Origin of the sequence: Aureimonas sp. Leaf427, assembly GCF_001425485.1 — a bacterium.
Classification (GTDB): Bacteria; Pseudomonadota; Alphaproteobacteria; order Rhizobiales; family Rhizobiaceae; genus Plantimonas.
Genome location: NZ_LMQW01000053.1, coordinates 136,508 through 152,979, shown reverse-complemented (window position 1 = coordinate 152,979; position 16,472 = coordinate 136,508). Strand labels below are relative to the sequence as shown.

The window sequence follows — 16,472 nt, the reverse complement described above, 5'->3', positions numbered from 1 at the left end:
ATTCAATTTCGAGCGGTACATCGGGTCAGCCGATCGAGCCGATGCCATCGTGTGCGCCACGGCAATCGAGATGGCCCTTCGAAATATTACGAAGAGAAAGATACGAAATGAACCTAAATATTGCGACAATGTATTATCTGGCATAGTGGAACCGGTTGGAAAATACGGAACTCTATGCGACTCTGCATTAAAGCTCGGCTTAATAAATGATTTGGTGCATAGTGACGTAATATTAATTGGAAAAATTCGAAACAGATTTGCGCACAACATCGAGATTGGATCATATTCAGACGAACCAGTCTCATCTTATTGTCGTGATCTTAATTTCATAGTGGAGAGAGGCTTTGATTCACTAACCGATCAAGTTTTTTCGCCAGGAAATCAAATCGATCCACCTCACGTACAGTATCGCGCGGGCGTTCCCGATCTTGTTAGTGTTCTACAAGACCCTCGTCGTAGGTTCAGACTTAGTTGCTACATCCTCATGGAGTGGTTCTTTGTCCGTCATGGAGAGGATATAGTGCCGCTTGAATGGGAGACAAATCCTCCGCCAGAAGCCAACTACCCGATCTGATTAGAGGTCTAAGCTTCGCTGAACTGCCGTATTTCAGCTTCGGCACGGACGCTCTTGGCCGAGCCCGGCGGCGTACACATCATCAAGCTGGCCACGCCGCATCTGGAAGTATCCCGATCCGGCTTTCCCGCGCTCACCTACGCCGCAGAAGCTCCGCCGCTGCCGCCGAAGGCGATACGGGCAAGTTCATCGTCCGTCATGTCCTTCGCACTGACCGCATGCTCGATCGGCCCGCCGTTCTTCCCGGTGTGTTCGAGCCGGTGGCGGTTGGAATAGGCCTCGCCCATTTCCTTCGCCGCTTGCTCTAGGAGCTGGGCCGCGAGCGCGAGGTTGCGCATGTCCTCCGCCTTCTCCGCCATGCGTTGGAGGGCGCGGAGGCGGACCGCCCGATGGGAGATCCCGATGCGCGCCGTGTCCTCCACAAAGGAGGTCCGCGCGGCCTCGAAGAGCGTGCGCCACTTCTCCGAGAGGTTCCGGCCAGCGCGCTTCGTCGGATCGTAAGCCTCGACCGCCTGTGGTGAGACGGTAACGTCGAACTCTTTCTTGACTGAGGCCGCCACGACGGACGGGCTGTCGAAGCACGCAAGTCCCTGAACGATATGGGTTCGGACCTCGTCCGTCAGCTTGCCCTTCGCCATCGGTCTATCAAGAACCCATCAAGTCAGGCGACGCGCCTCCCGCAGGTTCCGCAAGCGCCATGGATCAGCGAAACCGAGACGATCGGCCCCCTGTTCGCCGCCCGCACCAGATCGGCCGTCTTGCCCGCAGCAGCGCCGACGCCATAGCGCTCGACCACGCCGACGAACTCTTCCACGTCGTGGCCGCGAAGCGTGAAGGCCGGCGATCCGTCCTTCCGAAACTTCGGGCTGCCGTAAGGGTCGCGCTCCTGCCCACAGTGGTAAAGCTCATGCTCGACCAGGGAACAGAACGAGGCGTCGTCGCACTCGGCTGCATAGTCGGCATGGAAGGTGACGATGAAGTCCGGCACGAGGCCGAACCATTCCACCATCTGCTGTTCCTGCCGGGCCTTCTGCCAGCGAGCGCCGCGAAAGACGCCCGTCTCCGCCTGCCCGACCACCGCCATCATCTGCCGGGCGTTTGGGGCCGCGCACCACAGCATCCCGATCTCGGCATGCTGAAGGTGCTGGTGGTCGGGATTGGCGAGGATGCCATCGCCGGCGATGAAGGTCGCCCTTGCCCATTCCTCCAGTTCTAGCGCAGGGCCGAACGGCCGGTCCGTCGTTGTACCGTCAAGGCGGCAGAACTCGGGAGGTGGCGCGGGCCGGCACAGGAGCGGGAGGGAGACGACGGCCATGGACATTCGACCTTGCGTTCACGCGCGCCTCCTACCGCTGCTTCTACCGGTCGTGATGACGCTTGCAGAGCTCAGCCTTGTTTGCAGAAGGCCACGTTGAAGGAGGCAAACTTCCTTTCGGTAAACTTCCAGTCGATACCCCTTGAGGCGAACGATCAGTCATGCAAACTTTGGCCTGTCACAGCAACCGGAGGATAAAATGCGCGTCTTGGTCTACAGCGTTTCCGAAGTTCGCGTTTCCGTCGAGCAAGAAACTGGAGGAAAGAGCCTAAAGATTGAAGCGAAGGGGATGGTGAATACAGGCGGTTGGAGCGGCGGTGAATTGTCTCCGTGGATGTACATCGCGCCCCCGGCGGACGGAATTCTCGACCTAAGTTTCACCGCGGAGCCCCCTCGCCCAGGAACAATGGTGACGGAAGCTTTCGCGTCCATTCCCGCCTCGCTCCAGCTTCCCATTCCGGATTGGGTGTTAGGCGTCCGAGTTCACAGTTCGACCAACTCCGAAACTGCGATGCTACCGGAGACGTCAGCTTCGGTAGTCACGGCCAGCGTTCAGACACCTGACGACGGGATGCCGCTCCCGTGGCCGTTTCCGTGGTTCAGACCTCACGCAGCCTGACGTCTGATCTCGCTACAGCGCAACGTTCAGCGGGCGCGCTGAACTCCCGATAGTTGCGGCGGCAAGCTGTTGAACTGCTTCCGCCGCAATAGCGAACGCCCCACCCTGAGAAGACGTTGATGTGTACGCCTATGTATTTAATAGGTAAGAACGAAGAGGAATCGATATGTTTACCGTCATTATCTCGACTGCGATGTTTGAAGTCGAAAATAATCATCGAATTCGAATGCTCAGCATGTCTAATTCAACAATTCCAGGTTTTAAGTCGGAGGCGCTGGCAAAGACTGCTGCAAGCATTCTTGTAGTAAACATATTACCGTGCGAGCGACGAACATGGGTTGTTCAGGCAGAGTAAGTTGCGGAAAGACGAATTGAAGGCCCGATTTCCCGATTATGACACCAGCGCGTTCTACCGATCTGAGCTATCCTGCCAAAGACATCACGCTATCCCACAGCGTCTACCAAGATCGCCAGCGCGATAGCCCCATAGAAAGCCGGATGGGAAGCCGTGAAGCTCTTCCCGGTCTCCCGGCGGCGAACTCAATCCCGCACGGTCGGAGACAATCACGATGATCTGATTAGGCGAACACCCCTATGCCGTCAACACCAACAGGAATGATATCTTATTAAACTGCTCGCCTTAGCTTTTTGGCAGCAACGCCGAGTTCCCTTACGCTAGCGAACATTTCGCCTAGGACAATGATCTGCTCCCTGCCTGCGGGGTCCGCCACAGTGAGTTGAAGCTTCGCCAGCGCGCCTGTCACAAGCGTCACGACTTCCCCCTCCACGAAGTCGTGAGGCGCGGCGATGGGCGCCCTCATGTCGTCGAACTGGCCGGCCGCTTGCATTTCCAGCAACTCCGCGATCAGGCGGGACGGAACGGCGATCGGCCGGCTGCGCGGGTCGCGCGGGTTGCTCCCGAGGATCATCTTCACGCCGTCGCAAAGCCGGATGCGGCCGAACTGATGAGGCCGGCCGGCCGGCAGCCCAAGGAACACGTAGCCGACGAAGAGCGGAAAGGTACGCTCGATCCAGCGCTTCGAACGGTTGTGCTGGTATTCCTTCCGGCGCTCCGGCTTGTACGCCTCGAAACCGGCCTCGCGGATGGAGGCGACCGCGCGGTCCTCGCAATTCGGGTTCGTGCGCACCACGAACCAGTCCAGCGCTCGACTTGAAGTTTCGGCGATGACGGGCCGAGCGGTCTCTTCGATTGCCATCACTGCAGTGCCTCCTTCGCCCGCCGTTTCGCCCGAAAGCGGTCCATAATTTCCTGCTGCTCCGGGGTCAGCGGCACGTCAGGGCTGACGTCCGCCTCCTGCTGGCGGCGCTGCTGATCGCGGTTGCGTTGCAGCCGTTCGGCGTAGGGGATCGCCGAGCCGGTCGCGGCGCCAGATGCCGAGCGCACGCCGCCGCTGCCCGGCTTGAGATTGTCCCTCCGAAGCTGCTCGCGAACCCATCGGCGCCAAGCCGCCGGCCAATCGGCACTGAGGCCTCGATCGGCAGGAACGCCGCGCCAGAAGTCGAGGAACTGGTCGCTCTGAAGGCGAGCCTGCTCCGCCGTCAGGCCGAGCCCGGTCGCAACCGACAGGTCCGGCTCGAACCCATCGACCCTCGTCCCAATCGTCAGCCCGCTGCGCGCCCCCCTTGGGGGGCGACGCCCCGCAGGGGCGGCGGGGGTGTCTTTTTCCTTATCTGGTATCTGGTATCTGGCTTCTGGCTTCTGGGCCTTATCCCCTTGGTTATCCAAACCCTCGATTGTCGTTTCTTTTCTAAGGCTTGGATTCCCGCCCAACTTGCCGTTATCTCGAAGTTTTCTCGACTTATTCTCGTCTCTTTCCATGCGCCTGCTATAGAGAACGCCGTTCCGCTTGGCCGAATAGACGCCCGCTTCCGCCAGCTCGGACATGAGATCGGCGACCTGCTCCTCGCTCGCACCGACCAGCGAAGAGAGGTGACGGACGGACACGGCCTTGCCGTTGATGAGCAGATGCCCGCGCGGCTCCGCCTCGTGCATGATCGCCAGCATTTCGATCCAGAGACCGCGCGCGGCGAGGCTGCACATGCGCAAAGCAGGATCGGCCCGCCAGTCGGCAGGATAGAACTTGAGCCAGGGCTGTTTGCTCATCCTTGGGCGCTCTCCCAGGGCGACACGATGACAACGCAAGGCTCGCCGATCTCAACCCAGCCGATGGAAAGGCGGCGGACGAGGCTATCGTCGGCCAGCACGCCCGCAGCGACGAGAGCGTCCAGCGGCGCCTTTGCGAGATTGTCCACGTCGCGACGCCGGCCGTCCGGCGGCATCAGGTCGATGCGAACATGGACTGGCGTCGTGAACTTCGCCGGCCGCTGCGCCTTGATTGTCCACCCCGCCTCGTCCCGCCATGCACGATAGGCGGGCGAAGGCACGCGCCGGTTGCCCCGTGTCGGGAAGACGCCGTTCAGGCTCGGTGGAAAAGGCATGGTGATGCGAACGATCGACGTCATGCCCCGGCAACCTCGAACGTCTGCGAAGAGGCATCAGGGAACAGCGCGTCGCCGGCCGGCCGCAGCATACCCTTGCGGATCAACTCCTCGCAGCCCTCCGCATCGAGTGGGGCGCCGCCATGCTCCAGAAAGAAGAAGGCGCCCCGACCTGTACGCTCGTCCGGCACATACTGTTTGCAGACGCGACCACCCTTGCACTTCGCGGCAACGCGCTTCGCACGCGCCGAGAGGCGGCCAGAATCTTGCGCGATAAGCTGCCGGTTCGGACACGGCGTCATCGCCCTGCCCTCACGAACCAGCGCTTCGCTTTCAGATGCGGTCGCGTTGCGAGGACATCCTGCGGCGCCCGCCATGACTTGCGCCCGGCCCGCCATAGCGCGTCTTCCGCCCGATAGTTCGAGGCGAGCCGGTTCATGGCCTGCAACAGACCCAGCACCTTCGCGAGAGGCCGTTCGAACCGGTGCGCCATGTAGAGGTCGTACAGCTCCGCCCCGCGCAGACGGCGGCGGTTGTTGAAGGTGTGGCGGCAGGCTGGCGAGCAGAACTCCGCGGCGGCCGGCGCTGCCTCTCCGCACTCGGCGCAAGCGTGTACACGCGCCGTCGTCATGGCGACGGGACGGCGTTCGTCCGCTTCGACGGACTGTGCCGCCTCGCAGGCGCCGTAGTGTCGCGAGGCGCCACGACAGACGCCGACCCGCTCGTCGGCCATTCCGTGCGTTAGCGCTCCCATCACTGCATCCCCAGCGCTTGGAGATAGAGTTCGAGAACGGCGTCGAGTTCGGCGCGCTCGTTCTGGTCCTGCTTGCGGATGGCGACGATCTTGCGCAGGACGCGGGTGTCGTAGCCGCGGCCCTTCGCTTCGGCGTAGACGTCCTTCACGTCCTCGGCGATCGTCTTCTTCTCCTCCTCCAGGCGCTCGATGCGCTCGATGAAGGCCCGCAGCTCGTCGGCGGCGACATTGGTCTCGGCAACGCTCATCGGTCGTCCCCTTCCGCCGTGCGGATGCGTTGTTCGTCAGGCGTCTCGGGGCGAAGCTCGGGCGCCAGCCAAAGGGCCATCGCAGCGCCCGCACGCCGGGTCCGCTCCGCCCAATGCAAGCGTCTCAGCAGCGACACGAAGCGCCGCCACCCGAGCCGTTTCCGCGACGTATTCGGCATGGCTTCTCCTTGCTTCCTGCAGCTCGGCGACGGCGACGAGATCCATGATCTCGTCCCATTCGATCCGGCGGGCTTCACCGGCCCAGAGCGCGCGCACGCGCCGCTCGGTCCATTGGTCGTTGCGGCGTCGCAGGGCCTCGTAGAGGCGGTGCCACAGCGCTTTCAGGGGTTCGTCGTGACCGCGCGGTCCGGCCGCGCGGCGGATGAGGGACGAGGCGAGCGCTCCCGCTTGCATGGCCTCACCGTTTTCCAAGATCTTGGGTGATCGTGCCGAGAACTCGCGCATTCCATGCTCCAGTTTCAGGGGCATGGAGACGCGGGCCAGACACGGTGATCGACGACAGGCCGACCTCTTCGACGACTGCAAAGACCCTTTGCAGGAGGGCACATTCGACGGGACGCGCGCCAACGCTCCCGCCGACGATCCCGGCGGCGCCAACCGCGGGGATCGGGATTACTTTCGGCAGCGCCTCATCGGGCAGCGCCAAAACAGGATGAGGATCGAGGCGGCCCATGGTTCACGACCACCCCGCCTCGGCACGGCGGCGGCGCCATTCGGCGAGGCCGATCAGGACGGCGTCGCCGGGCGTAAGCTTCGACACGCCGTGAGGACGACATGAGTTCAGTTCGTCCGCCATAGCCTGCGGCTCCGGCCGGCGATCTCCCGCGATCCAGATTGCATAGGCGCGGTCTGCCTCGGCCTGATCGAGCGCGGAGATCATGCGGCCACCTCGTCAGAGGCAGCCTGCTCCATGAAGGAACGAACGCGGTGGCGGACGCCGGACCTCGGCTCCCGCCCCGTTCGCAACTGGAATACGAACATCTGATCTTTTGCGGCCGCACGCCCAAAGCGCGTCGGCGACCAGTTGTAGGTCCGAAGGAAGGTTTCGACTTCATGTCGGAAGGCTTCTAGCTCGCTCATAATCTCCGATTTAGTCGGATATTTCCGACTTAACAAGAGAGAATCCGACTTAATTCCGACTGGCATCCCCGTTGGACGCATCGGATAAATCCGACATGGGATCTGATAATTTGAAAGACCGTGTCCAAGAACGTTTGGCGGCCCTTGAGAAAGGACCTGTCGAAACGGCCATTGCGGGCGGACTGGAACGCAATTTCATTCTTGATATTTTGGTAGGTAAAAAGAAGAGCGTAAGAGCAGACGGACTTAAAAAACTTGCTGACGCGCTTAGAACTACTCCACGCTGGCTGATGGGCGAAGAGGAAACGCCACTGCTTATTTTGCCTAATCCTGAGAGACACGCACAATTGCTCACGATTGGTACACGGTTAAAGGGCTACATCGGAGACGGTGGAGAGATCGTAGAAACGGGCGACGGAGACGCGGGATTGGTTGAAACACCTCCAGGAGCCGTCGACGAGACTTTTGCGGCAGAGGTCAAAGGACTTTCGATGATGCCCGTCTATGAGGACGGGACATTGATCTATTGGTCAAAAATGCTTCCACCAGCTGACATGATCAACAAGCGCTGCATCGTTAAGCTGATGGACGGTCGCCTGTTCGTAAAGACGTTGCGGGCTTCCTCGACCAAAGACGAGTGGGATCTTGAGAGCATCAACCCTGCCTATCCTACGATCGAGAACGTTTCGGTCGAATGGGTGGCGAAGATCGACTGGACCAAGCCGGGGTGACTTCGCCAAATCAAAGATTGGTTGCAGGCAATCGAGGACAGGTCCCGCAGGACAACTGCAAGATCCAGTTAGCCAAGGCGCCCCCGCCGGCATCGAAAAAGACCTGATCCACCCTTTTGAACCTCTAGCTCGGCCCTGCCTCCGCGCGACAATTCCGCATCGTTAAAGTCGGATATTTCCTACCAAATGATTGACGGTCGGAAATATCCGACTTAACGGTACTCCATAGATCACGTCTCCGATGTCGATCGATGGAGAGCTAGATGACACCCCCAATCCGTCGCATGACCCTCGCCCAAGCCTTCCGGCGCTTTCCGATCGGCACGAAGGTTCAGTTCTATCCGCTCTCCGGCGAGCAGCATTTCGAGGAATCCGAAGTCCAGTCGGAACCCTGGGCTCTCGGTCATGGGCAGGTGGTCATCAAGATCACGGGGCGCTCCGGTGGCGTCGCCGTCGACCAGCTTCGCGCTGCCTGATCCACCCCTTTCGCGGGTTCGGATCGCCGGCCCGCTCCCATTTCGGGAGACTTCCATGATCCGCCGTATCGGCAACCACATTGCTTTGGGCGCGCTCCTCGCATTCATCGGCTTGACCGCGGCGCCGGCCGCCTTGGCCGCCATGTCGGGGCTCGTCCGTTGAAGGCGCTCGGTCCCGATTTCGAGCCGAAGCTTTCCGCCTTCCCGGCCGACCTTCAGAGCGAGGTCCGCGCCTGGATCGAGGGCGGCACCCTGCCCGGCAAGTTTCTGCAGGGTGTCCTCTCCAACGACCTCGCCGCCGCCGTCTATCGCGGCCGGCTGGAGCACCGGCTCTTCCTGGTCGACCTCGTCCGTTTCCTCGATTGGGAATGCCCGAACGACTGCTGGGGCTCCCCGCAGATCATGGCCGCATGGGCGGCGAAGGGCGGCCTCAGCTGCGCCCGCGCGATGGTGGCGGCATGACGCCCCGCCTGCCCTCCCCATCCACCTTGGTCGATCCGTCCGCCGAGAGCCGAGGCGTCGGCTTCGGCCTGCTCCTGTCCCTCGTCTTCGTCTGGGCGCCGGCCGGCGTCGTCCTCTGGAGTTGCTGCGCATGAACCGCCGATCATTCCTGATGCGCAGCGCCGCCGTGCCGGCCATGGCCTTCGTCGGCGCGCTCCCATCCGGGGAAGCACTCGCACTGGCCGTTCCGCCTGCAACGACAGCCGCCGCCATGCCGGCCGTTCGCGCTTCGACGCCGTGGAAGTGGTGGATCGGCGACGGCGAGCGCTTCCACGAGAGCTTTGGAACGCGCGAGGAGGCGATAACGGCGGCCCGTGATCACGAGGCGGCGTTCATCACAGAAGCGCGTCAGGGAATGGCCCTGCTGGAAGGCTTCGACGGCGGCGGGCTCTGCGACCTCTTCGAAGAGTGGAACGAAGAAAACGGCGACCCGGACAGCGGAGAACCGGTCTTCGACAGTGTCACGGGCGACGACTGGAACGATCTCGCCGAACGCCTCAACGCCGTGACGCTTCAATGGGCGCTCGATCGCGACATCGATCGAAAAGCGCAAGTCTGGATGTTTGCCGCCACGCGCAACATGGAGGGCATGAAGCCATGACCTCGTCTGATCCAGCATTCGGAACCACGTCACGCTCTGATGTCGGCGCGATATCGACGGTGCAGGAAATCGTTACCCGCCACATCCGAGCCCATTGGGTTGCTGAGGACGGCGGCAGCTTCCCCGAGCCTGACGGCTACCTCGCAATGGCGACCGAGATCGTCGGGAGCCTCCGCGAACGGCAGGCGGCCGAGCCGGAAACCGAGGAGGTCGAGGCGCTTCGGGCGGCGAATGCGATGCTGCGGAGTTGGCTCGGGCCGGCCGCACAAGTGACCATCGCGCAGATTGTCGCTTATGCCGAGAACATCGCATGGCAGGCCGGCGTCGGCTCGCTGGAGACCGCCGGCCAGATCGTCTCTTTCCTCGCCGATCGGCCCGAGCTGCTGCCGGCGTTCATGGATGGCAGCCTGTCTGCGATCGACACGGATCTGCTCGACCATCACGCCGGCCGCCTGACGTGGCACGGCATGGACGGGAAGGTCTACGCCCCCGACCCGGCCAAGGCGGGCCGCTTTCGCGATCCGGCCGGCCTCGCCCCGGCCCCCGCGACACCTCCGCGCATCGTGCCGGGCCACCCGGAGGATCGGGTGTGAGCGGCGTTCGAGAGTGGCCCGATGTCTGGGAGGCCCTGGAGGCGACCACGCCAAGCGGGAGGAAACCCAGCGCCGCGCGGCAGATCGGCGGACCGACGAAGCGCGAGCACAACGAACACCGCGACCGGATCATGCGGTTTCTCGGCGAGGTGGAGGGCGACATGACGGTCGCCGAGGTGCGGGAAGCCTTGGAGGAATACCCGTGACAAACCCCTCCCCCGTCAGACACGAGCTGATCGACGCGGCGCAGGATCTCGTCGCCGCCATCACCTTCGACGACAGCGGCATCGCCGGCCGAGGCGGCAACGGCGGACTGATTTCCAGAGAAACGATTCGGAAGGCGGACGAGCTGCGCTTCGCGCTGCTCCGACATGAGAAGGAACAGACGAAGTGACCGAGGCGTCCAAACCCGTCCAGGCCGGCGCGCTGCTATCGACGACAGAAGTCTGCGAGCTGATGAAGGTCGGCCGAACCACCCTCTGGAAGCTGGAGAGAACGACCGCGTTCCCGAAGCCCATCACGTTCGGAATGCGAATGAAGCGCTGGAGAGAAGCGGAAATTCAGCGCTACATCGACCGTCAATCAGCGGCCTGATGTTCATCGACGTTCGCTCTCGTCCTGCCCTATCCGTCCAATACCCGTCCAAACCATGATGGGGCAGGAATCAATTCAGATCTAACGTTATGAAATCGTTGGAGCGGGCGATGGGGATCGAACCCACGACATCCAGCTTGGGAAGCTGGCGTTCTACCGCTGAACTACGCCCGCGCTCACGACGAAGCCCTAGCGCACAAGGGGTTTGAGCGCAAGCAGGGCGAAAGGGCTTCGGAGGCGCGTGAGAACGAACGGCGTACCGTGGTAGACCGTGGAGCCGGGTTTACCACGGGTTTACCACGATCGCTCTTCGCCCTTCCCGCCTCCCCTCTCTCGTTGGGAGAAGCGAAGTGAGCGCGGACAAGCATTGCGACATGGGCGTGGGATGCGAGGAGGCTGGCGTCTGCTTCGCGGCGGCTCATGACGAGCCGTGGCGGTGCTCCCTCCACCCTCGCAAGCCGACCGAGATTGAGAACCTAATCAGCGATCTTCGCCATCAGGCGCGGCATGTGGATCATCCCGACGACAACCCGACGAACGGAGACCTCATGCTCAAGGCTGCGACGCTGCTTCAGCAAGCCGCAGGGTGGGTCGAGCCAAATGTGACGGCCGCTTTGGAGATGGCACGCGAGGCTTTGCGCACGAGCTACAATGTTACGACGTACCCCGGCGATGGCAGGACGCCGCAGGATAAGGCGATTGCTGCCATCGACGCCATTCTGTCCGCCTCTCCCGTGCATCCGCAGGGGAGCTGAGAGATGGACTTCCTACCGCCAATCGCGCATCTCGAAACGATTGACCGACGCGAACTCAACCGGCTTTTGGTCGCATGGGGCCACCGCATGGGCGTCTACTCGCGGCCGACCTACACCTTTGAAGCCCACCACGCCCTGTTCTCACATGGCGAACCCGTAGCGGTTACAGCTGCGGGAGAGACAGCGCGTGAAGTCGTGGGCCAAACTGGTATCCGGCGCGACGAAGCCGTAGAGCTTGTTAGGCTGTGCGCGTCGCGTCCTGACCTTTGTCGCCCGATGCTCCGCCTATGGCGGGAGTTTGTGTTCCCACCGATCGCTTTAATGCACGGGCGGACGGTAGCAGTCTCGTATCAGGACGAAGCCTTGCACTCTGGCGACCTCTATCGCTTCGACGGCTGGCAGATCCTAGGCAAAGGTGGTGGCGGTGGAACCGATGCCAGAACCGGACGGCCGAGCCGCAAGATGAAGATTTGGGGCTGGGCTAGTAGCGAAGTCGCCAGAGCGCAGCTGCGGGACCGCGTCACGACGGATCGTCGGATTGCGGCCTGACCCCGCTTCCCGCCCCTCCTCCCTCATGCCAAGATAGCGGAAAGGATTGAGACGAGACGCGCTGGAGATGATGGAGAGGGCGAAGATGCTGACCCGAGCCGACGAAATTGCAGCCGAGGCGCACGCCGGTCAGGTGGACAAGGGCGGCGCCCCGTACATCGACCATCCTCGTCGAGTGGCGGCGGCCGTCGAGGACGCGCCCGCCAAGATCGTCGCCCTGCTTCACGATGTCGTAGAGGACTGCTCCGCCTGGACATTGGACAGGCTTCGCGCTGAAGGGTTTGGCGAGGACATCATTGAAGCCGTGGACGCCATGACGAAACGACGAGGCGAGGACTACTTCTCGGCGATCCTGCGGGCGCGAGCGAACACCATAGCACGGCAAGTGAAGCTGGCGGACCTCGCGGATAACTCCGACCGGACGCGGCTGACGCATGTTTCAGAGGCCGATGAGCGCAGGCTGGACAAGTACGCGCGGGCGACGCTCATGCTGCGGAATGCCTGAGCGCGCCTACTCCTCCCGCTACCTCTGCGACCTGACGATCCCGCGCGTTGGTGTCGAATGCGCCAAATGTGGAATGACCCGCAGCTACGACAGGCTGAAACTCATGGCGAGGCTGACGAGCTTCGACCATCAGTGCTTGCCGCACCTGATCAAGCGCCTTGCCGCGGCCGAGGGCTGTCAACGACACGGCGCCGGCCAATATGGTGATCCATGCGGCTTACAATACGACAGCCAGACGAGACAGCAGTGGTCGGTAGGGCCGTGAACGATCGGCGCATTCCCCTCGCCGGCAAGGCCGAGCTATTGCGGCTGCTCCAGGCCGATCCGCGCGAGCTGTTCATTCCGAAGCCCGAAACGACGAAAGCCGCCGGCGCCCCAAAAGACACCGGCGGCTGAACGCAAAAAGAAACCCGCCTCGGACGAACCGGGCGGGCCAATTGATGCATGAGTCTGGGAGGAAACAATGCAGCCTAGGAATATCTCAGACGGCTTGCGTCGAGCTATTCCACTGGTTGCATGGGAGCCTTGCAACATCACGGGTAGAACTTGGAGACCGTCGTCCAGAACGGGTGGCATCGGTGGAACGCCTCGACGAAGCTTTTCGTGCGGACGTCCGCCGCCGGGATCGTGATCCGCCACGGCCCAGCGCGGGCAATTCCCACCGGACGGCTTGGACTAGACGTGTCGTTCGGATCGCGGATTGGCACCATGGACACGCGCTCAAACACTCCGGCCTCGGCTCCATAGTACCAGGCAATGCCCATGTACTCGCAGGACCGCAGCTTCTCGAATTCCGTCCGAACGATCGAAGCGTCCTTCGTCTGCGCCAGCACTTCCGTGAAGCGCATCTTGCCAAGCACTGGGAAGAACCGCGTTTCAAGGGCGGGTCCGACGAGGAAGAAGACGTAGAGACCACAGAGGACGGCGATCGTGCCAAGCAGCACTTTCAGCGGTCCGATCCAGCTAAGGGGTCGGGGGGACATTGAATCCTCCTTTGACCATGAAGGTGACGACCGCGGCGATGAGCGTGCCGAAGAAGGCGAGCAGCATCCATTTTCCGAGCCCGTAAAGGCCTTCGAGGCTCTTCTCGATCCGCTCCAGCCGCTCGTCGAGGTTCTTCTCGCGCTCGACGCCGACGGCCTTCTCGATCGCCTTCTCGGTCTTGATGCCACCGACCTCCGTCGTCAGCACCGAGATCGTCGCGGCGAGCTGCGTGTGGTCCTTGCGCAGGCGCTCCACGCTGTCGTCAGTTCCCGGCATCAAGGCGTTTCCTTCCTTGCTCCTCCATTGCTGTGCGAGCGATGGAGGTCATGTTGTGTCGCCGGCATTCGGCAGGCAGGTAGAGGCCGATTGCGCAGCCTCCCGCGACGGTGTCGTCGATCGCCTCCTGGTCTTCCTCAGTGCGACCGCGAGCGCCGGGCAGCGCCGTGCCGAGCGCGCGTCGCAGGTCAGGGGTGGCCGAGACACTTGCCGGCTTCAAAGTCGAAGCGCATCCCGCGAGCAACGCACTCGCGACGGCCAAGCCTAGCATTCTCACCAGCATTGCCGGCCTCCGTGTTGAGCTTTTCGATGGTGGTGAGAGTGTCGCGCGAACCATCCTCGCGGATCAGCCCGACGATATAGGTGGCGAAAAGCACGAGGCAGATGAGCCCCGCTGCGACGAGCGCGATCCGCAGAGCGAGCCCGTTCATGCCTCCACCGTCTGCTTCGACTTCCACCAGCCGGCGGCGGCATAGCCGAGCCCGGCGATGGCGCACCCCGTGATCGCGATCGTCAGGCCGGTCTGGACATAGTCGAGGATGCGCAAGGAGACGCCCAGGCTTGCCACCTGATAGGAGGCGTCCTGCAGGACCTCCTTCGCCCCGGCAATCGTCACGCCCGCGCCCAAGCCCCCGCCTACGCCCTTCTGGACGTCGACCAGCTTCGTCAGCGCCTGCTTGCCCGGGCGATCGTCGGACGCCTGCCGAAGCTCGCCCAGCGCGCTCTCCGTCTGCGGGCCGTAGATGCCATCCGGTGTCAGGCCGCGCGCTGTCTGGAACGCGACGAGGGCCGCCTTCGTGGTCGTGCCGAAGTCGCCATCCTCCTTCACAGTATAGCCGGCGCGGATGAGGAGCGCCTGCAGTTCGCGCACGCGGCGCCCCTTCGAGCCCATGCGCAGGAGTCCGTTTGGCTCCGAGGTCAGGCCGCCGAACTTCGCCGCGGCAGCCGCCATCTTCTCGTCGTAGCGGTTGGCCTTGTAGCTGGCGCCGTTGTAGCCGCGGGCGAAGGGCGCCCACTGCCCGGTCGCCAGCTCGTCGGTCAGGTTGTTCTGCTGGACGAAGCGCAGCATCAGCTCGACCTGTCCGCCAAGCCCGGATCGCGCGCGATCGACGAGCTCGAACACGCTGGCATAGCCGAGCGCCTTCCAGTGGAAGCCCATGACCTGGCCAACGCCGTAGGACGCGCTTTCATAGGCAGCTTGACGGTTGATCTCGGCCGCGCGCTCCAGCTGCGCCCAGCGCGCCGGCTGTCCGGCGGGGTAGAGCGTCTTGTCCCAGCGTTCCGACGCGAGCTTCAGCGCGACCGCCTCCTCACGCTCGGCCCCCTTCAGTCGGCGATAGAAGATATGCGGCTCGAAGAGGATCAGCGGGCGCTGCTCGCCCTTCACCGTGGCGAAGATGACGCCGGCGCTCTCGACCTCGGTGACGGCGAGGACGTGCGCTTCGGGCAGATTGAATGCGCGCGCGGCGGCGCCGACCTCACGCCGCTGGTCGAGAGTGAACATGCGAGGATCTCCGGGCACGAAAAAGCCCGGCTCGCGCTGGCGGCCGGGCTGGGGATGAGCGGTGGAAAAGGCTGTGGATTAGCGCGGGATCAACGGATCGCTTTGATGCTCAGCGTGATCGTGGTCGCGGCCGACAGGGAAAGGCCGAGAAGCGCGGTGAAGAGCGTTGCCAGCGTCAACTCACCATCCACGAGGCAATAGGCGTCGCCCAGCGACATGCCGCCGGGCAGTGCTTTGTCAGGTGTGATGGCGACGACATCGCCCTTCTTCAGGCCTGGCACGACGACTTTGCGCTCGGTCTTGCCGACGGCGATCGAGAGGCCGGCAGGAAGAACGAGCGCTCCGGTGAGGGTGACAATGCGAGCCTGCATCGCCGCGTCTGCATCCCCTCGAGCCTTGGCTTCGGAAGCATCCGCGTCCGACCGGGACTTTGCCTCGGCTGTCAGGGCATCAGCATTCGTCTTGTCACCGGCTACGCGGGCCGAAGCTTCGGCCGTGATGGCGTCGCCTCTGGCCTTCACCTCGGCAGAAATGGCATCGCCGTTCGCTTTGTCAGCCGCCGATCGCGCGCCCGCCTCCGACGTATCCGCATCCGTGCGGGCTCGGGTCTCGGCCCCAATGCTGTCGGCAAGCGCTATGTCGGCGTCCGCCCTGGTCCTTGCTTCAGTCGCGATGCTCGTCTGATCTGCCGGCTTCTCCTCCAACGCCTGGACGCGCTGCCGCAGCTTGCCGACTACGGGCCCCGTTCGATCCTTCTCCATCGCCTCACTCCGGCCAACCGTCGTTGATGTCGATGGCATCAAGCGCTGCCTGATCGGCCGCCGCCGTGATCTCGTCCTTCAGCACCCAGGACCGAGCAAGGATGCGAGCCCGCCACGAGCCCATATCGCTCATGGAAGCCTCTACAGCCGTCGACTTTGCTGAGAAGGTCGAGTTGTTCGCGTCCCGAATGGGCAGAAGGGTGTCGCCTTGATCCGACGAATTCAGATCCTGCGCCATGAGCTTGAGCGCCAACCAGGAAGTCACATCCTCCGGGCCGCGTTGGTCGAGGATTCGCGTGCCAATCGTGCCTCCAAAGTTGTGATGATAGCCGGCTGCGATGATCGCCTCGCGCTTGGCATTTACTGCAGCGGATTTGGCGCGCTTTGCCGAACCGAAAGCTCTCTCACTCGCTTCAACGGGGTTGGCGTGCAAGTTCGAAACCCGCTGGAACTCCGCCTCATCCGCAAAGACGAGACCGTCGCCGTCAAAAAATGTACTCTCGACTAGAGGTGAAGCCAGCGCAACGAGAGCGGCCGCCTCCTCAAGGGACAGATCAATACGCATCGACGT

Annotated in this window: 30 protein-coding genes and 1 tRNA gene; 13 read left to right on the top strand and 18 right to left on the bottom strand. The window is 62.8% G+C overall.

Annotated features, from left to right (window positions below; genetic code table 11):
- Nucleotides 1-711: 711 nt before the first annotated feature.
- The 11 genes from ASG62_RS24845 to ASG62_RS24800 all read right to left on the bottom strand — a co-directional run bounded on the left by ASG62_RS24845 (nt 712) and on the right by ASG62_RS24800 (nt 6,871).
- Nucleotides 712-1,212, bottom strand: coding sequence for a DUF2280 domain-containing protein (locus ASG62_RS24845; protein WP_057180636.1), 501 nt, complete (start codon nt 1,210-1,212; stop codon nt 712-714).
- Nucleotides 1,213-1,235: 23 nt separating this feature from the next.
- Nucleotides 1,236-1,889 (bottom strand): putative metallopeptidase, encoded by a 654-nt coding sequence (locus ASG62_RS24840; protein ID WP_244487674.1) that lies wholly within the window; start codon nt 1,887-1,889, stop codon nt 1,236-1,238.
- A gap of 1,245 nt (nt 1,890-3,134) precedes the next feature.
- Nucleotides 3,135-3,725, bottom strand: a complete 591-nt coding sequence (gene nusG / locus ASG62_RS24835) for a transcription termination/antitermination protein NusG (protein ID WP_056698667.1) — start codon at nt 3,723-3,725, stop codon at nt 3,135-3,137.
- On the bottom strand, nt 3,725-4,633 hold the full coding sequence (locus tag ASG62_RS24830) for a hypothetical protein (protein ID WP_056698670.1): 909 nt from the start codon (nt 4,631-4,633) through the stop codon (nt 3,725-3,727). Before ASG62_RS24830 ends, nusG begins: the two co-directional genes overlap by 1 nt.
- Nucleotides 4,630-4,992: a RusA family crossover junction endodeoxyribonuclease gene (locus tag ASG62_RS24825; RefSeq protein WP_056698673.1), complete on the bottom strand. Its 363-nt coding sequence runs from the start codon at nt 4,990-4,992 to the stop codon at nt 4,630-4,632. The genes ASG62_RS24830 and ASG62_RS24825 overlap by 4 nt, the downstream gene beginning before the upstream one ends.
- Entirely contained in the window at nt 4,989-5,270 is a 282-nt protein-coding gene (locus ASG62_RS24820) for a hypothetical protein (protein ID WP_056698675.1), read from the bottom strand. Before ASG62_RS24820 ends, ASG62_RS24825 begins: the two co-directional genes overlap by 4 nt.
- Entirely contained in the window at nt 5,267-5,701 is a 435-nt protein-coding gene (locus tag ASG62_RS24815) for a DUF2116 family Zn-ribbon domain-containing protein (RefSeq protein WP_320409406.1), read from the bottom strand. The genes ASG62_RS24820 and ASG62_RS24815 overlap by 4 nt, the downstream gene beginning before the upstream one ends.
- Nucleotides 5,702-5,721: 20 nt before the next feature.
- The gene (locus ASG62_RS24810) at nt 5,722-5,970 is read right to left on the bottom strand and encodes a DUF2312 domain-containing protein (RefSeq protein WP_056698678.1); all 249 of its coding nucleotides are present in this window, start codon (nt 5,968-5,970) and stop codon (nt 5,722-5,724) included.
- A gap of 36 nt (nt 5,971-6,006) precedes the next feature.
- Nucleotides 6,007-6,435, bottom strand: coding sequence for a hypothetical protein (locus ASG62_RS24805; RefSeq protein ID WP_057180634.1), 429 nt, complete (start codon nt 6,433-6,435; stop codon nt 6,007-6,009).
- A complete protein-coding gene (locus ASG62_RS26900) occupies nt 6,389-6,664 on the bottom strand; it encodes a hypothetical protein (RefSeq protein WP_156382361.1) in 276 nt (91 codons plus the stop codon). The genes ASG62_RS24805 and ASG62_RS26900 overlap by 47 nt, the downstream gene beginning before the upstream one ends.
- A gap of 3 nt (nt 6,665-6,667) precedes the next feature.
- The gene (locus ASG62_RS24800) at nt 6,668-6,871 is read right to left on the bottom strand and encodes a hypothetical protein (RefSeq protein ID WP_056698686.1); all 204 of its coding nucleotides are present in this window, start codon (nt 6,869-6,871) and stop codon (nt 6,668-6,670) included.
- Nucleotides 6,872-7,166: 295 nt separating this feature from the next.
- Between ASG62_RS24800 and ASG62_RS26895 the strand changes: the two genes are divergently transcribed.
- The 9 genes from ASG62_RS26895 to ASG62_RS24755 all read left to right on the top strand — a co-directional run bounded on the left by ASG62_RS26895 (nt 7,167) and on the right by ASG62_RS24755 (nt 10,567).
- Nucleotides 7,167-7,802, top strand: a complete 636-nt coding sequence (locus ASG62_RS26895) for a helix-turn-helix transcriptional regulator (protein ID WP_156382360.1) — start codon at nt 7,167-7,169, stop codon at nt 7,800-7,802.
- Between the two features lie 263 nt (nt 7,803-8,065).
- Nucleotides 8,066-8,278: a hypothetical protein gene (locus ASG62_RS24785; RefSeq protein WP_156382359.1), complete on the top strand. Its 213-nt coding sequence runs from the start codon at nt 8,066-8,068 to the stop codon at nt 8,276-8,278.
- A gap of 159 nt (nt 8,279-8,437) precedes the next feature.
- Nucleotides 8,438-8,740, top strand: a complete 303-nt coding sequence (locus tag ASG62_RS24780; RefSeq protein ID WP_056698696.1) for a hypothetical protein — start codon at nt 8,438-8,440, stop codon at nt 8,738-8,740.
- The gene (locus tag ASG62_RS26890; protein WP_156382358.1) at nt 8,737-8,874 is read left to right on the top strand and encodes a hypothetical protein; all 138 of its coding nucleotides are present in this window, start codon (nt 8,737-8,739) and stop codon (nt 8,872-8,874) included. The genes ASG62_RS24780 and ASG62_RS26890 overlap by 4 nt, the downstream gene beginning before the upstream one ends.
- A 17-nt stretch (nt 8,875-8,891) precedes the next feature.
- A complete protein-coding gene (locus tag ASG62_RS24775) occupies nt 8,892-9,380 on the top strand; it encodes a hypothetical protein (RefSeq protein WP_056698699.1) in 489 nt (162 codons plus the stop codon).
- Nucleotides 9,377-9,973, top strand: coding sequence for a hypothetical protein (locus ASG62_RS24770; RefSeq protein ID WP_156382357.1), 597 nt, complete (start codon nt 9,377-9,379; stop codon nt 9,971-9,973). Before ASG62_RS24775 ends, ASG62_RS24770 begins: the two co-directional genes overlap by 4 nt.
- Entirely contained in the window at nt 9,970-10,179 is a 210-nt protein-coding gene (locus tag ASG62_RS24765) for a hypothetical protein (protein WP_056698704.1), read from the top strand. The genes ASG62_RS24770 and ASG62_RS24765 overlap by 4 nt, the downstream gene beginning before the upstream one ends.
- Complete coding sequence (locus tag ASG62_RS24760) at nt 10,176-10,367, top strand: hypothetical protein (RefSeq protein WP_056698707.1); 192 nt, start codon at nt 10,176-10,178, stop codon at nt 10,365-10,367. Before ASG62_RS24765 ends, ASG62_RS24760 begins: the two co-directional genes overlap by 4 nt.
- On the top strand, nt 10,364-10,567 hold the full coding sequence (locus tag ASG62_RS24755; protein WP_056698711.1) for a helix-turn-helix transcriptional regulator: 204 nt from the start codon (nt 10,364-10,366) through the stop codon (nt 10,565-10,567). Before ASG62_RS24760 ends, ASG62_RS24755 begins: the two co-directional genes overlap by 4 nt.
- Before the next feature lie 99 nt (nt 10,568-10,666).
- On the opposite strand, the gene ASG62_RS24750 is transcribed toward ASG62_RS24755, so the two are convergent.
- A tRNA-Gly gene (locus tag ASG62_RS24750) sits at nt 10,667-10,741 on the bottom strand.
- 176 nt (nt 10,742-10,917) lie between these two features.
- On the opposite strand from ASG62_RS24750, the gene ASG62_RS24745 reads away from it, so the two are divergent.
- The 4 genes from ASG62_RS24745 to ASG62_RS27910 all read left to right on the top strand — a co-directional run bounded on the left by ASG62_RS24745 (nt 10,918) and on the right by ASG62_RS27910 (nt 12,772).
- Nucleotides 10,918-11,322 carry a hypothetical protein gene (locus ASG62_RS24745; protein WP_056697431.1) on the top strand — a complete coding sequence of 135 codons (405 nt, stop codon included), beginning with the start codon at nt 10,918-10,920 and terminating at the stop codon, nt 11,320-11,322.
- 3 nt (nt 11,323-11,325) lie between these two features.
- Complete coding sequence (locus ASG62_RS24740; RefSeq protein WP_056697433.1) at nt 11,326-11,871, top strand: hypothetical protein; 546 nt, start codon at nt 11,326-11,328, stop codon at nt 11,869-11,871.
- 85 nt (nt 11,872-11,956) lie between these two features.
- Nucleotides 11,957-12,376, top strand: coding sequence for an HD domain-containing protein (locus tag ASG62_RS24735; protein WP_244487649.1), 420 nt, complete (start codon nt 11,957-11,959; stop codon nt 12,374-12,376).
- A gap of 261 nt (nt 12,377-12,637) precedes the next feature.
- The gene (locus tag ASG62_RS27910; protein WP_274532639.1) at nt 12,638-12,772 is read left to right on the top strand and encodes a hypothetical protein; all 135 of its coding nucleotides are present in this window, start codon (nt 12,638-12,640) and stop codon (nt 12,770-12,772) included.
- A 137-nt stretch (nt 12,773-12,909) separates the two neighbouring features.
- Here the strand turns inward: ASG62_RS27910 and ASG62_RS24725 are convergent, their stop codons facing one another.
- From ASG62_RS24725 to ASG62_RS24700, 6 genes are all read right to left on the bottom strand, one after another.
- The gene (locus ASG62_RS24725) at nt 12,910-13,359 is read right to left on the bottom strand and encodes a hypothetical protein (protein ID WP_056697437.1); all 450 of its coding nucleotides are present in this window, start codon (nt 13,357-13,359) and stop codon (nt 12,910-12,912) included.
- The gene (locus ASG62_RS24720) at nt 13,340-13,636 is read right to left on the bottom strand and encodes a hypothetical protein (protein ID WP_056697440.1); all 297 of its coding nucleotides are present in this window, start codon (nt 13,634-13,636) and stop codon (nt 13,340-13,342) included. The genes ASG62_RS24725 and ASG62_RS24720 overlap by 20 nt, the downstream gene beginning before the upstream one ends.
- Nucleotides 13,637-13,824: 188 nt before the next feature.
- Entirely contained in the window at nt 13,825-14,067 is a 243-nt protein-coding gene (locus ASG62_RS26885) for a hypothetical protein (protein WP_056697441.1), read from the bottom strand.
- Nucleotides 14,064-15,140, bottom strand: coding sequence for an N-acetylmuramidase domain-containing protein (locus tag ASG62_RS24710; RefSeq protein ID WP_056697444.1), 1,077 nt, complete (start codon nt 15,138-15,140; stop codon nt 14,064-14,066). Before ASG62_RS24710 ends, ASG62_RS26885 begins: the two co-directional genes overlap by 4 nt.
- Before the next feature lie 89 nt (nt 15,141-15,229).
- Nucleotides 15,230-15,901: a hypothetical protein gene (locus ASG62_RS24705; protein WP_056697446.1), complete on the bottom strand. Its 672-nt coding sequence runs from the start codon at nt 15,899-15,901 to the stop codon at nt 15,230-15,232.
- 4 nt (nt 15,902-15,905) lie between these two features.
- Complete coding sequence (locus ASG62_RS24700) at nt 15,906-16,466, bottom strand: hypothetical protein (protein WP_156382356.1); 561 nt, start codon at nt 16,464-16,466, stop codon at nt 15,906-15,908.
- Between the last annotated feature and the right edge of the window lie 6 nt (nt 16,467-16,472).

Bases quoted from the DNA above. Each gene is read 5' to 3' on its own strand.
- ASG62_RS26895 (WP_156382360.1), top strand. From the start codon at position 7,167: ATGGGATCTGATAATTTGAAAGACCGTGTCCAAGAACGTTTGGCGGCC.
- ASG62_RS26890 (WP_156382358.1), top strand. From the start codon at position 8,737: ATGACGCCCCGCCTGCCCTCCCCATCCACCTTGGTCGATCCGTCCGCC.
- ASG62_RS24785 (WP_156382359.1), top strand. From the start codon at position 8,066: ATGACACCCCCAATCCGTCGCATGACCCTCGCCCAAGCCTTCCGGCGC.
- nusG (WP_056698667.1), bottom strand. From the start codon at position 3,725: ATGGCAATCGAAGAGACCGCTCGGCCCGTCATCGCCGAAACTTCAAGT.
- ASG62_RS24710 (WP_056697444.1), bottom strand. From the start codon at position 15,140: ATGTTCACTCTCGACCAGCGGCGTGAGGTCGGCGCCGCCGCGCGCGCA.
- ASG62_RS24735 (WP_244487649.1), top strand. From the start codon at position 11,957: ATGCTGACCCGAGCCGACGAAATTGCAGCCGAGGCGCACGCCGGTCAG.
- ASG62_RS24705 (WP_056697446.1), bottom strand. From the start codon at position 15,901: ATGGAGAAGGATCGAACGGGGCCCGTAGTCGGCAAGCTGCGGCAGCGC.
- ASG62_RS24830 (WP_056698670.1), bottom strand. From the start codon at position 4,633: ATGAGCAAACAGCCCTGGCTCAAGTTCTATCCTGCCGACTGGCGGGCC.
- ASG62_RS24840 (WP_244487674.1), bottom strand. From the start codon at position 1,889: ATGGCCGTCGTCTCCCTCCCGCTCCTGTGCCGGCCCGCGCCACCTCCC.
- ASG62_RS26900 (WP_156382361.1), bottom strand. From the start codon at position 6,664: ATGGGCCGCCTCGATCCTCATCCTGTTTTGGCGCTGCCCGATGAGGCG.
- ASG62_RS24720 (WP_056697440.1), bottom strand. From the start codon at position 13,636: ATGCCGGGAACTGACGACAGCGTGGAGCGCCTGCGCAAGGACCACACG.
- ASG62_RS24810 (WP_056698678.1), bottom strand. From the start codon at position 5,970: ATGAGCGTTGCCGAGACCAATGTCGCCGCCGACGAGCTGCGGGCCTTC.
- ASG62_RS24725 (WP_056697437.1), bottom strand. From the start codon at position 13,359: ATGTCCCCCCGACCCCTTAGCTGGATCGGACCGCTGAAAGTGCTGCTT.
- ASG62_RS24845 (WP_057180636.1), bottom strand. From the start codon at position 1,212: ATGGCGAAGGGCAAGCTGACGGACGAGGTCCGAACCCATATCGTTCAG.
- ASG62_RS26885 (WP_056697441.1), bottom strand. From the start codon at position 14,067: ATGAACGGGCTCGCTCTGCGGATCGCGCTCGTCGCAGCGGGGCTCATC.
- ASG62_RS24815 (WP_320409406.1), bottom strand. From the start codon at position 5,701: ATGGCCGACGAGCGGGTCGGCGTCTGTCGTGGCGCCTCGCGACACTAC.
- ASG62_RS24700 (WP_156382356.1), bottom strand. From the start codon at position 16,466: ATGCGTATTGATCTGTCCCTTGAGGAGGCGGCCGCTCTCGTTGCGCTG.
- ASG62_RS24800 (WP_056698686.1), bottom strand. From the start codon at position 6,871: ATGATCTCCGCGCTCGATCAGGCCGAGGCAGACCGCGCCTATGCAATC.
- ASG62_RS24775 (WP_056698699.1), top strand. From the start codon at position 8,892: ATGCGCAGCGCCGCCGTGCCGGCCATGGCCTTCGTCGGCGCGCTCCCA.
- ASG62_RS24825 (WP_056698673.1), bottom strand. From the start codon at position 4,992: ATGACGTCGATCGTTCGCATCACCATGCCTTTTCCACCGAGCCTGAAC.
- ASG62_RS24770 (WP_156382357.1), top strand. From the start codon at position 9,377: ATGACCTCGTCTGATCCAGCATTCGGAACCACGTCACGCTCTGATGTC.
- ASG62_RS24805 (WP_057180634.1), bottom strand. From the start codon at position 6,435: ATGCGCGAGTTCTCGGCACGATCACCCAAGATCTTGGAAAACGGTGAG.
- ASG62_RS24820 (WP_056698675.1), bottom strand. From the start codon at position 5,270: ATGACGCCGTGTCCGAACCGGCAGCTTATCGCGCAAGATTCTGGCCGC.
- ASG62_RS24740 (WP_056697433.1), top strand. From the start codon at position 11,326: ATGGACTTCCTACCGCCAATCGCGCATCTCGAAACGATTGACCGACGC.